The 13,964-nt window shown below is 42.0% G+C and carries 13 protein-coding genes; 6 read left to right on the forward strand and 7 right to left on the reverse strand.

The genetic code is table 11. The annotated features are described in order from the left end of the window. Window positions 1-204: 204 nt before the first annotated feature. The 4 genes from JK188_RS12095 (at window position 205) to tilS (ending at window position 5,748) form a co-directional block, all read left to right on the forward strand. Window positions 205-2,226 carry an inverse autotransporter beta domain-containing protein gene (locus JK188_RS12095; protein ID WP_211887508.1) on the forward strand — a complete coding sequence of 674 codons (2,022 nt, stop codon included), beginning with the start codon at window positions 205-207 and terminating at the stop codon, window positions 2,224-2,226. A gap of 42 nt (window positions 2,227-2,268) precedes the next feature. Then, window positions 2,269-3,015: a ZirU family protein gene (locus JK188_RS12100; RefSeq protein WP_211887510.1), complete on the forward strand. Its 747-nt coding sequence runs from the start codon at window positions 2,269-2,271 to the stop codon at window positions 3,013-3,015. Between the two features lie 80 nt (window positions 3,016-3,095). Then, window positions 3,096-4,181: a hypothetical protein gene (locus JK188_RS12105; RefSeq protein ID WP_211887512.1), complete on the forward strand. Its 1,086-nt coding sequence runs from the start codon at window positions 3,096-3,098 to the stop codon at window positions 4,179-4,181. 199 nt (window positions 4,182-4,380) lie between these two features. Further along, window positions 4,381-5,748 carry a tRNA lysidine(34) synthetase TilS gene (gene tilS, locus JK188_RS12110; RefSeq protein WP_211887514.1) on the forward strand — a complete coding sequence of 456 codons (1,368 nt, stop codon included), beginning with the start codon at window positions 4,381-4,383 and terminating at the stop codon, window positions 5,746-5,748. Between the two features lie 82 nt (window positions 5,749-5,830). On the opposite strand, the gene rof is transcribed toward tilS, so the two are convergent. Next, window positions 5,831-6,094 (reverse strand): Rho-binding antiterminator, encoded by a 264-nt coding sequence (gene rof, locus JK188_RS12115; RefSeq protein WP_211887516.1) that lies wholly within the window; start codon window positions 6,092-6,094, stop codon window positions 5,831-5,833. A 324-nt stretch (window positions 6,095-6,418) separates the two neighbouring features. On the opposite strand from rof, the gene JK188_RS12120 reads away from it, so the two are divergent. Continuing rightward, window positions 6,419-7,075 (forward strand): copper resistance protein NlpE N-terminal domain-containing protein, encoded by a 657-nt coding sequence (locus JK188_RS12120; protein WP_211887518.1) that lies wholly within the window; start codon window positions 6,419-6,421, stop codon window positions 7,073-7,075. 104 nt (window positions 7,076-7,179) lie between these two features. Here JK188_RS12120 and proS read toward each other — a convergent pair whose 3' ends face one another. The 6 genes from proS to metN form a co-directional block, all read right to left on the reverse strand. After that, window positions 7,180-8,898: a proline--tRNA ligase gene (gene proS, locus JK188_RS12125; protein WP_132496495.1), complete on the reverse strand. Its 1,719-nt coding sequence runs from the start codon at window positions 8,896-8,898 to the stop codon at window positions 7,180-7,182. A 120-nt stretch (window positions 8,899-9,018) separates the two neighbouring features. Further along, window positions 9,019-9,738 carry a tRNA (N6-threonylcarbamoyladenosine(37)-N6)-methyltransferase TrmO gene (tsaA, locus tag JK188_RS12130; protein ID WP_211887519.1) on the reverse strand — a complete coding sequence of 240 codons (720 nt, stop codon included), beginning with the start codon at window positions 9,736-9,738 and terminating at the stop codon, window positions 9,019-9,021. Window positions 9,739-9,745: 7 nt separating this feature from the next. Further along, window positions 9,746-10,057, reverse strand: a complete 312-nt coding sequence (rcsF, locus tag JK188_RS12135) for an Rcs stress response system protein RcsF (RefSeq protein ID WP_230082465.1) — start codon at window positions 10,055-10,057, stop codon at window positions 9,746-9,748. Window positions 10,058-10,317: 260 nt separating this feature from the next. Continuing rightward, the gene (locus JK188_RS12140; protein ID WP_036956390.1) at window positions 10,318-11,139 is read right to left on the reverse strand and encodes a MetQ/NlpA family lipoprotein; all 822 of its coding nucleotides are present in this window, start codon (window positions 11,137-11,139) and stop codon (window positions 10,318-10,320) included. A gap of 91 nt (window positions 11,140-11,230) precedes the next feature. Beyond that, window positions 11,231-11,884 (reverse strand): methionine ABC transporter permease MetI, encoded by a 654-nt coding sequence (gene metI / locus JK188_RS12145; protein WP_036968878.1) that lies wholly within the window; start codon window positions 11,882-11,884, stop codon window positions 11,231-11,233. Then, on the reverse strand, window positions 11,877-12,908 hold the full coding sequence (gene metN, locus JK188_RS12150) for a methionine ABC transporter ATP-binding protein MetN (protein WP_211887521.1): 1,032 nt from the start codon (window positions 12,906-12,908) through the stop codon (window positions 11,877-11,879). Before metN ends, metI begins: the two co-directional genes overlap by 8 nt. 169 nt (window positions 12,909-13,077) lie before the next feature. Between metN and gmhB the strand changes: the two genes are divergently transcribed. Further along, the gene (gene gmhB / locus JK188_RS12155) at window positions 13,078-13,644 is read left to right on the forward strand and encodes a D-glycero-beta-D-manno-heptose 1,7-bisphosphate 7-phosphatase (RefSeq protein WP_132496491.1); all 567 of its coding nucleotides are present in this window, start codon (window positions 13,078-13,080) and stop codon (window positions 13,642-13,644) included. The last annotated feature ends 320 nt before the right edge of the window (window positions 13,645-13,964 follow it).

The raw sequence follows: 13,964 nt of genomic DNA on the forward strand, positions 1-13,964 counted from the left end.
CTCTATTACTTCATATTTAATCCAATTAAGTCCGTTCTTATTATTAATCTAGACATGTAAGTTCTATTCCGAAATAAAATGGCAATAATGATTATGGTGTTTCTTTCGTTATTTAAATGGCCAGTATTTATTCGCCTGCTATTAACAATGGAAATATACCCATTATGAAAAAACACCTTAAAGGAAAGCATAAAGGATAGAACAATGTTTTTTGGTATTAACCGCTACAGCATCAAATCATTTCGGATGCGTTTATTACTTTCCATTTTACTACCCGCATCCATCATGCCAGTCGGCTCAGTATTTGCTACCGGATTGGCGGATAAGGAGGAACGAAAAAAACTAAATCAAACGCGTACATCGCATAGTGCTTTTAAAAACCTATCTGAAGAAGATGAAAGTGATATTTCGAGTACAAACTCTGTAAAGACAACAGACAAAAATACGGCTGTAAATAGGTTGACTGACGAACAGGATAGCCAGATACAGAATTGGTTGTCTCGTACGGCCCCTAACTTTTTCGTGGCTATGAATACAGAAAGTGCCGAATCGTACCTTTCCAGACAAGCCAAGAATATGGCAGTTAGCGAGGCTTCATCCGCAGTGGAAAGTTGGCTGAATCAGTTTGGTACAGCCCAGATTGGCGTACAGCCGGGAGATAAGTTATCACAGATCTCCGTATCCGCTGACATGCTATTGCCTCTATATCAGAGTCCTGACTGGCTGGTATTTACCCAATTCGGTGGTCGAAACCTTGATGATCGTACCACCCTGAACTTAGGTGCTGGGGTCCGTCGATTCAGTGACCAATGGATGTATGGTGTAAACACTTTCTATGACATTGATGTTACTGGTAATAATAGCCGAGCGGGTATTGGGGGAGAGTTATGGTCTGATTACCTGCATTTATCTGCCAATGGTTATCTGCGACTCAATAGCTGGCATCAGTCACGGGATTTTGCTGACTACGATGAACGACCAGCCAACGGGTTTGATATAGCCGCCAGTGGCTGGTTACCGTCTTATCCGCAGCTCGGCGGCAAGCTGAAATATGAACAATATTTCGGAGATGAAGTGGCGCTGAAAGGCAAAGATAGCCGCAGTAAGGCACCAAAAGCGATGACGATGGGAGTGAATTATACACCTTTCCCATTAGTGACTTTCGGTGCTGATTGGCGCAAAGGAAAAGGAATGAATGAGCTTCAGCTTCAGGCACAGCTTAACTATTCATTCGGCGTGCCTTGGAAGGATCAAGTCTCACCTGCTGCGGTGGCGAACCTGCGTACACTCCCGAGCAACCGAATGGCACTGGTTGAGCGTAATAACCACATCGTACTTGAGTATCAAAAACAAGAGCTTATCAGCCTCATTTTGCCTCAAGTAATTCGTGGTCGTGGCGCAAGCCTACAGTTAGTGAACGCGATTTTGAAAGCAAAATACGGTGCTGATCGCGTGGAATGGGGAATGCTGACAGAATTTTCAGCCAAAGGTGGGAAAACGCAGTCTGTTGGCAAAAGTTTGACTGCTTGGCAGATGCGCTTACCTGCTTGGCAAGCGGGTTCTACCAATACTTATACCTTGAGCGCGAGAGCATGGGATGGAAAGGGGAATGCGTCAAAACTGGTCTATGTAAAGGTCATTGTAGATGCAGGACTTTCTGCCCGTCACTCCAGCCTGACGGTAGGTGCAGGCGCACTGAATGTTTCTGAATCTGACACGTTGACTTTGACCGTGCGAGATGACCAAAACGCACCGATGACGGGATTAGCTTCAGCTATTCAGCTGCCATTTACCTTTATGACACACAAAGGCGGGCCATCCCTGCCATCTTCAAAAAGTGGCGTTAAGTTGGCTGCATTGAAAGAAGCGGCACCTGGAGTTTATACCACCACAATAACCGCCGGAAATCTTCCCGGTACCCTCACTTTTAATCCACAGGTCGAGGGGATCAGTATGACTCCGATGGTGGTAGAAGTGATGGCCGCACCCGTGGGAATACAAATATTTCGTAACGGCACTGCCATGAAAGGGAGTCCAGTGGTTGGCGATGTCCTGACCGCCACACCTGATTGCCAAGTTAACTGCATTCTACCGACTGCTTGGCAGTGGGAAATGGAGACAACTCAAGGGTCAGGACAGTATCAAGCAATAAACGGCGCTACCGCCATGACATACACCGTTACAGCAGATATGCAAAAGCGCAAGTTGCGCGTAACAGCACAATAAATACACCCATAGGGTATTTTTAAAATAAAAGGTAACAATTTGATGAGTAACAATAAGCAAACAATCCCAATGATCCGCCAAGGTCAATTATCTATTCTGATTACTGGCGCAGTTCTGAGCATGGCTGTCAGTACGTCAGCCCTCGCAGCCTCAATTACCTCCTCTGAGACGCAATCAGTTATCGGTCATGCACCAGTACTGTCAGCCGGTTCTGTTAAAGCGACTGACGTTAATGGTGACGGTGTGTTAGGAGAGGGAGATAAATTGACGGCATCAGGTTTTAACTTCAGCGATGCGGATGGCGATAAGCAGACAACTACTGTCTATGAATGGTTTGAAGGTAATAATGCCATTAGAGGCACGACGGGTGATTCGCTGACACTGACAGCTGCATTGCTGGGGAAAACTATCACGGTTAAAGCGGTTACAAATACTGATTCTGCGATTACTGAGCCATCAGTGAGTATACCCGTGGCAGCGGCAACTTACATCGATATCAATAACACCCCAGTATCTGGCGGTCAAGGGATCCCAACCGTGGGTGGCAACATTGTGAAATCGGTCATCATTTCGGGTCTATCAGGGGCTCGACCACTAGTCGGTGATAAGCTGAAGGCTGATGTCACCTGTCACGGCACCTGTGATAACAATCTGAATTATCAGTGGCAAATTGAGAAATCCGTAAATTCGGGCACATACGAAGATATCGTGGCGGCAACAGCGTCGGAGTATACGGTTAAAGGCTCTGAGCAAAAACGAAAAATTAAGGTTGTTGTTTCTAACAAATAATCAGTATGAGCCGCAGCGGAATGATTTCGTTGCGGTGTTTTTTATAGCACACAGCGGCAACAGAAGAGGATATTCATGAAATGGCTGTTAGGACAAAAATTAACTTTATTCTTCGGCTGATAACGTTGACAGCAGGGTTGGTCATCGGAGAAGGTGTGTCTGCTTCTGTGATCGAAGTTGATGCCAAAACACCACCGGTCATCGGGCATGAACCCGTAGTCAGTGAGGTTAAATTTGATAAAACTGAACCTACTGTCACTGATAAGGTAACAGCCATCCCAACCATTATCGATATGGATAATGACTCGACGGATGCCACAAAATATCAGTGGAAATTGGATGGTGTTGATATTTCAGGCGCCACGCAAAATAGCTATACACTGGTACCAGGCGATGGTAATGGAAAGGCGCTGACGGTGGTGGTAACACCGCAGACTGACCCAAAAATTACTGAACCAGCAATAGGCGCCACGTTTACGTCATCAGCCATCACCACTAAAGGGCTTGCACCAGAGGCTCGTGATGTGAAAATTGATGGCCTGCCAGAGGTAGGGCAGGTGCTGACTGGAATGTATAACTACCACGATGAGGATGGCTCGAGCGATCTTGAAAACACTTCAACTAATGGTGGTACTAGCTTTAAGTGGCTCTGTTCCCGCAGCAGCAATACACAAATTCTGGCGACGACTAAAACGTATACCATAAAAGATGCTGATGTAGGGTGCACAATTTCTTTTAACGTCATCCCTCGCGCACTAAGTGGGACGCCGAATACGGGGGTTGAAGCTCAATCGAATAAAGTCACAGTAGAAAAAATACTGGAGTCATCCAAAATACGGATATTCAACGGCAACCAGATAGGGGATCGTTCCGGATATGGATACAATATGGAGGTAGACTATGCACACCTTGGTTATGGCCAGCCTAGATCAATAAGCACCAATGAATACCTAAAAAGAAATGGCTATAGAAAGAAATCAATGCATTATTCTATTGGTGGTAAGACTGAGATTAATTCACCAGTAACTGATGATGGCAGTTCGATTAAGTTTGGGACGAATGCAGTTAGCAGTATTGGAGACACCATTTATATGACTATTGTCATTCAGTTCGAAAACGGAAACACGGTAAGAGGTACATCGGCTGACATAGAACTAAAGCGGTAATATTGCATTGTAGTGGTACCGTTAATTTTTCTTCCCCGCTTAGGCGGGGTTTTTCTTGCTAACTCGATATCTTTTCCCTTGCACCCCATTTACATCTGAATATCCTTAAATATAGATGCAGATTTTTCTTGTGATTATGTTCGGTATATTATGTTTTAGCGCTAGAAAAATCGTAAAAATAATGGGGAAGGGCAGGTTAATGGCCGAAGAATCAGCAATTATTGTTGAGCACGTTTACAGTAAAATAAAAAACTTTCAAAAAATTCTGGTTGGATTCAGTGGCGGCATTGATTCTACCGTACTGTTGCATGCCCTTTATCAAATCAAAAATAGCATAAATCCTTTACTCCAAATCCGCGCCATTCATATTCATCATGGTTTAAATATTCAAGCGGACAAATGGGAAGTTCACTGCGCTTCGTTATGTCAGCAATGGGATATTCCGTTTATTTGCCAGCATGTAGCTGTAGATAGCGCTCAGATTGGTGTTGAAGCGGCTGCAAGAACTGAACGTTATCAGGCATATCGTGATGAGCTATTCGACGATGAGATTTTGGTGACGGCTCAGCATCTTGATGACCAAGCTGAAACATTCATGCTGGCGCTTAAGCGAGGCAGCGGCCCCGCAGGGCTTTCAGCGATGCCGGAATCACTCCCTTTTCAAGCAAAAAGTGGAAAAACAGTTCTATTACGTCCTTTGCTTTCTATTTCTCGACATGAATTAGAAAACTATCGAACAGAGTATCAACTTCCTTGGGTTGAAGATGATAGCAATCAAGATGACCGCTATGATCGAAACTTCCTGCGTTTGCATATTATGCCAAGATTATCTGAACGCTGGCCGCATTTTGCCAATGCCGTCTCTCGCAGTGCATCATTATGTGCAGAACAAGAGGCATTATTGGATGAATTACTGCAAGATTCACTTGATGACATCATCGATTATCGTGGTGGACTGTATATTGATGGCTTAATTCATTGTTCTGTTGCCAAGCGTAATGCATTGATTCGTCGCTGGATTGGTCTTCACCAACTCGCTATGCCGCCATTTAATCAATTGGAACGGATTTGGCAGGAAGTGGCACTTGCCCGGCAGGATGCAGAACCTATCTGTCGCTTGGGTGATGTGGAAATTCGCCGTTATCAAGGGGCTCTGTGGGTGGTTAAGCGCATTAATAACCTGATGGGAAAACAATATCAGTGGGATTATCCAGAGGATTATCTCTTACCTGAGTCACTGGGAACACTGGTTGTGATGGATGGAGAAGGGCAGATCCGCCCACCACAAGAAACGGAAAAAGTGACAATTCGCTTTGGATTGCAAGGCTCACTAAATATTGTCGGTCGCCATCGTTCACGTAGCAGCAAGAAAATTTGGCAAGAGCTGGGCGTTGCACCGTGGATGCGAGAAAGAACCCCGCTCATTTACTATAACGAAACACTAATTTGTGCCGTGGGCTGTTTTATTACACCTGACGGATTTGTAGGGGAAGATAATATTGGCATGGCTATTGATTGGCAAAATTCTGAATTTGGGACAAATAACAGCGAATTTTCTAGCGAGTGATTCAATTATTCGCCTCAAAATTAGAAACCCCTTATGACTGTGACCATCATAAGGGGCATAGAAGAAACTCAGAAAACGAGGATTAGTGAGAGTGGTCGACAACGATAGTGCCGATTTCAGGATGACTGAAGGATGAGATAATATCCAGTCGTAGCTCCTTGGTTCCTTCCTGCGTAATCAGGACGAGGTACTCAATTTTTTTTCGTAGGAGCAAATCACTGGCTAGCCCTTCAATATTCTCGCCGTCATTAAGCTTAATTTGCAGCTTTAATTGACGCTGGCATGCGATTTCTAGATATTCGTAATCATCACAATTGATTGGTTGATATTCATTATCTGTAGACATATTCCCTCACCACTGTGTTAGTGGCGGTTATTGCCGCCTTGAACATGTTTGTATTATCTAAAAACACTAGCATTTATCGACTAAGCATTTACCGATGAAATAAAAAGCTAAATCAAAAGTGCTTCGCTCGATAATAGCATAGTAATTTAATAACTATAATCAGTGACGTGGGAAAAGGAAAATTCTTATTCACTAAACTGATATCTTTAGCTGGTTATTTATCCGATTGTAAACTTTTGCATACCTTATTTTTTTATTCGTTGAGATGTTATGATGTATTAATAAGCGAAACAGTGATAATTGAATGATCTGAAGGGAATTATAATGAAGAAAGTACTTTTATTAGCTCTTATTTCAGCGGGTGCTGTGGCATTATCCGGCTGTCAAAGCAGTGTCAATGAAGCAAATTTTGCGCCTGTAGACCATGTTTATAGTGGTGTACTTCCTTGTGCGGATTGTTCGGGTATTGAAGCAACATTATTAGTGAATCCAGATGGTAGCTATGTTGAGCAACTGCTTTATTTAGAAACCCGTGAAGGGAACCAAATGTTCCATGAAACAGGGAACTGGTCTAGCACGGAAAATGTATTAACATTAACTAACTCAAAAGCAGAGCGCACATACTTTGCACAATCTCCTGATAACCAGTCAATCACATTGTTAGATTTAGAAGGCAAAGCGATTGAGAGCTCAATGAACCATACCTTAAAACAAGTTACTCCAAGTAAAAAACGTGGCGAATATCGTTATATGGCAGATGCCGCTGTATTTACTGAATGTGGTTCTGGGCGTAAATATGCAACGTCAGGCATTGAGCTAGAGAAAGCCTATAGTGATACCGATGTGGATGGCGGTACGCCTGTGTATTTAGAGGTGGATGGTTTCTATTCTATTCGCCCATCAATGGAAGACAGTCAATTTGATTCTGCATTTATTCCTACAGGGAATATTCAGTTTGATAAAACCCGCTCCTGCAAATAACCTGAATTCGTTTTGGTTATATTGTAAAAAGGCTTAGTGGCAATAAAAAAGCTCAGAGACAGTAAAACTGAACTCTGAGCTTTTTATTTAGGCTAACGTAACGGTTATTTAGCTAATTTTTCTTTCAGGAAGCTAACTACGTTATCTAAACCAACCAGCTGTTTATCATCACTGCGGCGTGATTTATATTCAACTTGGTTAGTATCTAAATTACGATCACCAATGACGATAGTGTACGGAACACCAATCAGTTCCATATCGGCAAACATCACGCCCGGGCGCTCTTTACGGTCATCGAAAATAACATCGATACCTTGCGCTTTCAGGTCTGCATACAGTTTTTCAGCAACTTCTTTAACGCGATAAGACTTATGCATGTTCATTGGCAGGATAGCAACGTGGAACGGTGCGATAGCGTCAGGCCATACAATACCGCGCTCATCGTGGCTTTGCTCAATTGCAGCTGCAACAATACGCGTTACACCAATACCATAGCAACCCATTGTCACGATTTGGTTATGACCTTCTTCGTTCTGCACAGAGGCTTTCATTGCTTCGGAATATTTTGTGCCTAACTGGAAGATATGACCTACTTCGATACCGCGTTTGATTAACAGGGTACCTTTACCATCTGGACTTGGGTCACCCGCTACCACATTACGCAGGTCGTAAACTTCCGGCAGTGGAAGATCACGTTCCCAGTTGATGCCAAAGTAGTGTTTACCATCAATATTTGCACCTGCACCAAAGTCGCTCATCACCGCAACACTGCGGTCAATGACGATTGGCATTGGCATCTTCACAGGACCTAAAGAGCCTGGACCTGCGTTAACGGCTTTGCGGATCTCTTCTTCTGATGCAAATTGCAGTGGGCTTGCCACTAATGGGTGTTTTTCTGCTTTGATTTCATTAAGTTCATGGTCGCCACGAATTAACAGGGCAACTAAGGTATGACCAGAGTCTTTCTCGGCATGAACAATCAGAGTCTTAACTGTTTTCTCGATTGGCAGATTGAACTGTTCAACTAATTCAGCAATTGTTTTTGCATTTGGTGTATCAACTAAATGCATCTCTTGGCTTGGTGCTGCACGTTGAACATTTGGCGCAACCGCTTCAGCAAATTCGATATTGGCTGCAAAATCAGATTCAGTGGAGAAGACAACATCATCTTCGCCGCTTTGTGCTAAGACTTGGAATTCGTGAGAAGCGTTACCACCGATAGAACCGGTATCAGCTTGTACTGCACGGAAATCAAAGCCAATGCGGGTGAAAATTTTGCTATAAGCTTGGTACATTGCATCGTAAGTTTCTTGCAATGACTCTTGGCTTGTGTGGAACGAGTATGCATCTTTCATGATAAATTCACGAGAACGCATTACACCGAAGCGAGGACGAACTTCATCACGGAATTTGGTTTGAATTTGGAATAAATTCAATGGTAATTGTTTGTATGAAGTGATCTCGTTACGCACTAAATCAGTGATAACTTCTTCGTGGGTTGGGCCTAAAACAAAAGGGCGTTCACCACGATCTACAAAGCGCAGTAACTCAGGGCCATATTGTTCCCAACGTCCACTTTCTTGCCATAAGTCAGCAGGTTGAACGACGGGTAAAGATACCTCGATAGCGCCTGCATTTTCCATTTCTTCACGAACGATGTTTTCAACTTTACGCAGAACACGCACGCCAGTGGGTAACCAGTCATACAGACCAGAAGCAAGTTTACGGATCATCCCTGCACGCAGCATCAGCTTGTGGCTGATAACTTCTGCATCCGCAGGGGTCTCTTTTAGAGTTGAGAGCAGATATTTGCTAGTACGCATTGTATAGGTTCCATTAGAACAACAAATTATGGTAGGACTTATGCCTACCCAATAATTTAAAGCTGCTAAGCAGCGGAATAAACAGCTAGTCTACCAGTGACGATGCTTTGTCAAAAGAGGTTAACGCGATTTTTCATTACGTTCGATGGCAAACACTTCAGTGATATTATTAGTCACTCGCCAGCGCACATTGAAATCTAATAAATGAACCGCATAATCACGGGCTTCATTGGATTGTTTCTTATAGGCAGGACGTGGGTCTTGCTTTAATACTTGCTCAATAAAAGACGCTAATCCAGGATAGTGAGGTTGGTATTTATCACATTCAAGCTGAGCTTGTGCGCTAAATATAACCTGCATATCTTCTGATGGTGCTTCTTGAGCATAACCTGCTTTGGCTGTTGTGATAGCTTCAGCAAAAGGCAGATACGGTTTGATATCTACCACTGGTGTGCCATCAACTAAATCTAGGCTACCGAGTTCAAGAATGACTTGGTTGTTTTCGATAGTCACGCCTTTTAATTCAACTAACGACATCCCAATTGGGTTTGGTCGAAATGTTGAACGAGTGGCAAATACACCCATTTTATCGTTGCCGCCTAAGCGAGGAGGGCGTACTAGCGATTTCCAGCCACCCTCCATCGTTTGGTGAAAAACAAACAATACCCAAATATGACTAAATTGAGTTAATCCTCTAACGGTATTGGGGTCATTGTATGGCGGATGTAAATGCAAACGCCCAAAGCCGTTTTGAACCAGCCCAGGCTGGCGAGGAATAGCAAACTTTTCTTTATAAGGGGATTCGATATGCCCGATAACATTAAATTGAAAAGATTGCATAAGTTGATTATTCAACAATTTTAAGTGCACTACCTTCACATACCGTTGCTTGGTAACAACCCGGCGCTGATTTGGTTTGGCACTGATGTAATAACACGGCATCCGCAGCGATATAAGCGGCTTGCGTCAACATACTGTTTTTAGCTGAATCAAGGTTAATAGGCGGACTCTTTGCATTTTTTCTGCATGACTCACCAGATACAATACCTAAGTCGCGAAATGGCATTCCTAATAATTCTTCAGGGCTGTTCATTAATTTAATGTTTTCTGCACTGACATCTTCTTCAGTTTCTACAGGTAAAGGTTTCGATAATTTCATGCTCGAAAACCCTTTATTCATGCTTGGACTGGTGTATTGATTAATTCCGCACCCAGCTAAAACAAATGTAGCGAGGGCGAGCAAAAACAATCTCATAAATATTACCTTTTTATTATCTGCGCTAGCGCATTAATTATGTAATCGGTTTAAAGCTAATTTATTTGAAACAAATCGGTTTAATGCTTGTTGGTATGATACAAAAAAACTAGGTGACATAAAGTCACCTAGCATTTTATACACATTTTTTTTAAGAGAAAAGCTTACCAGCCTTTAACTGCTCCACCATCGAAAACTTCGTTGGCCTTTTCTGCCACTTCATTAGATTGATATGCTTGAATAAACTTCTTCACATTCTCGCTATCTTTATTATCTTCACGAGCCACAATAATGTTCACATATGGAGAATCTTTATCTTCAACAAACAGACCATCTTTTGCTGGAGTCAGTTTTGGTGTTGCACTGCTAGCCCAAGTTGTGTTGATGATAGCCAATGCAATTTTTTGATCATCCAGAGCACGTGGTAACTGTGGCGCTTCTAATTCAACAAATTTTAAGCCTTTTGGATTTTCAACAACATCCAACACGGTAGGCATTAAACCTGTGCCATCTTTTAACTTAATTAAACCTTGTTTTTGCAGTAACAGTAATGAACGACCTAAGTTAGTTGGGTCATTTGGTAGCGCTACTTGTGAACCGTCAGCCAATTCATCAATAGATTTAATTTGTTTAGAATATCCTGCAATTGGATAAATAAAGGTATTTCCAACAGGGACTAATTTGTAGTTACGGTCTTTAATTTGCTGATCCAAATAAGGTTTATGTTGGAATGCGTTAGCATCAATATCACCTTTGCTTAATGCTTCGTTTGGTAGTACGAAGTCATTGAAAGAAACTAATTCAACATTCAGACCATATTTTTCTTTAGCAACTTTTTGTGCAACTTCAGCAACTTCAAACTCTTTGCCCATGATCACACCGACTTTGATGCTATTTGGATCTTTTTGTTTTTCACCACAGCCAGCGAGAGCTAATGTTCCTAACAGCGCGCCAACTACTGCAATTGATTTTAACTTAATAGACATAATTTACCCCTTTAGACACTATTTATAGCACCTTAACTACTGTGTAGCGTTTTTTGGCGCTGCTATTGTTTCTGACTATCTAGATTACGGACTATTTATGTGACACTTTTTTCATTAGATATTCACCCGTGAACTGGATGATGAATACTAAGACAATCAATAGAACCAGAACGGTATTCATAACTAATGGATTATAAGTATAGTACCCATATTGCATTGCAATTTGTCCTAATCCACCGGAACCTACTGCACCGCCCATTGCGGAATAACCGACTAACATAATTAATGTAATGGTTGCTGCGTTAATTAACCCTGGTAAAGATTCTGGCAGTAATACTTTGCGAATAATCTGTAACGGTGTTGCACCCATAGCGCGTGATGCTTCAATTAAACCATTCGGCACTTCTAATAATGCGTTTTCAACCATGCGAGCAATAAATGGTATTGCACCAACAGTCAATGGAACAATCGCACCTTCGATACCAATCGCAGAACCCACGATGAATTTGGTAAAAGGGCTGATCCAGACTAATAAAATAATAAACGGTATCGAACGGAATACGTTCACGACAGCAGAAATAACGCTATACAGAACAGTGTTTTCCATCACTTGCCCACGACGAGTGACATAAAGTAGGACGCCTGTCGGGATACCTAAAATAAAACCTAAAATTGCAGAAACGAAAGTCATGATAATGGTATCAATCGTTCCTGAAATAAGCAGTGAAATCATTCCCTCAGACATAACCTAAAACCTCAACTTTCACATGGTGCTCTTTCAAAAATGTAATAGTGGACTCAATGCCATTTTCTAAGCCGTGTAATTCAGCCAGCATCACACCGAATTTAACGCCACCGGCATAATCAATCTGAGAGCTTAAAATATTAATATCAATATCAAATTTACGTACGGCCATTGAAATTAATGGTGCATCCACCGATTGCCCTGTGAATTCCAGTTTCAATAACGGGGAGAGATCTTTCCCAGATTCTGGCTGCAAACGTTCTTTATAGTCATCTGGAATATCGATAACTAATGTTGATTTAATAAATGCTTGAGCAACTGGCGTTTTAGGGTGAGAGAAAACTTCACTCACTTTATCTTGCTCAATAAGCTGACCACCGCTGATCACTGCCACTTGGTCACAAATGCGTTTCACGACATCCATTTCATGGGTGATTAATAAGATAGTTAAACCTAAGCGACGGTTGATATCTTTCAATAATTCTAAAATAGAGCGCGTTGTTGCTGGGTCTAGTGCACTTGTTGCTTCATCACACAATAAAACTTTTGGTGAGTTTGCTAAGGCACGGGCAATAGCCACACGCTGTTTTTGACCACCAGAAAGGTTTGCTGGATAAGCATCTTTCTTTTCAGATAAACCGACTAACTCTAATAATTCATTAACGCGCTGTTTAATAGTCTCTTTCGATGTGTTGTCTAATTCTAATGGCAACGCCACGTTATCAAACACAGTGCGTGAAGATAATAAGTTGAAATGCTGAAAGATCATGCCAATTCTACGGCGTGCTTTTGTGACTTCTTTCTCTGGCAGAGACGTTAAATCTTGTCCATCAACAATGACTTGCCCTGATGTTGGACGCTCCAGCATATTCACACAACGAATTAAGGTACTTTTACCTGCGCCGGATGCACCAATAACACCATATATTTGACCAGCAGGAACATGCAGGCTGATATCAGTCAGTGCCTGTATATTGCGGTTTCCTTGCTGGAACACTTTATTAATATTTGAGAGCTTTATCATTCTATCTTCTATTCTCTGACGAATTATATTCAAGATACTGTATCTAACTTGTATTGGATGTTAAGGCGTCTAGACGTCTAAGTCAATAAAGTTTGATGGATTTATTCTATTCTCATTTCATTTCTTTTCATGAGATACTAAAAACCATTTCAGTTTGAGGAGTAAAGCAGTGAGCAAAGGCATTCCAGCAATCTTTCTAGATAGAGATGGCACAATTAATATCGACCATGGTTATGTACATCAAATTGATGACTTCGAATTTATCGAGGGCGCTATTGAAGCCATGATTGAACTCAAAAAGATGGGATATGCATTAGTTGTCGTGACTAATCAATCTGGTATCGGTCGTGGTATTTATACCGAAGACCAGTTTATGACACTGACTGAGTGGATGGATTGGTCTTTAGCCGACCGCGGTGTTGATTTAGATGGTATCTACTTCTGTCCTCATCACCCAGATGCAACAGTAGAAGAATATAAGCAAGAATGTAATTGCCGCAAACCAAAACCGGGAATGCTTTTAGATGCCCAGCAATTTTTAAACATTGATATGGCTTCTTCTATTATGGTTGGCGACAAACTTGCAGATATGCAAGCGGGTAAAGCGGCTCTTGTGGGTACAAATGTGTTAGTAAAAAGCGGCGAACCAGTTACGGATGACGCTATTGCGAGTGCAGATCTGGTGATTAATAGCCTTGCAGACCTGCCAAAAGCCTTAAAAAGCATCACAAAGTAACCATTTTGAGTGATAAATCAGCACTTGGAAATTATTTTAAAAAAAACACTTGCGAGATTTTGGGAGCTCCCTATAATGCGCATCCGTTGTCACGACAAACCGGCTCGAAGAAAACCTCGAAGCCCCGTGATAACAGAGGTGAAGAAAGAAAATAGTTGAAAATAATCGCTTGACTTTCTAAATAAAAAACGTAGTATACGACACCTCGCGACAACGACCTAAAGTCGATAATCAAAAGATTAAGTCGCACCGCTCTTTAACAATTTATCAGACAATCTGTGTGGGCACTCACAGGACACTATCAAAAAAATATTTGATTT

Source organism: Providencia sp. JGM181, from assembly GCF_018257375.1.
GTDB classification, from domain to species: domain Bacteria; phylum Pseudomonadota; class Gammaproteobacteria; order Enterobacterales; family Enterobacteriaceae; genus Providencia; species Providencia lanzhouensis.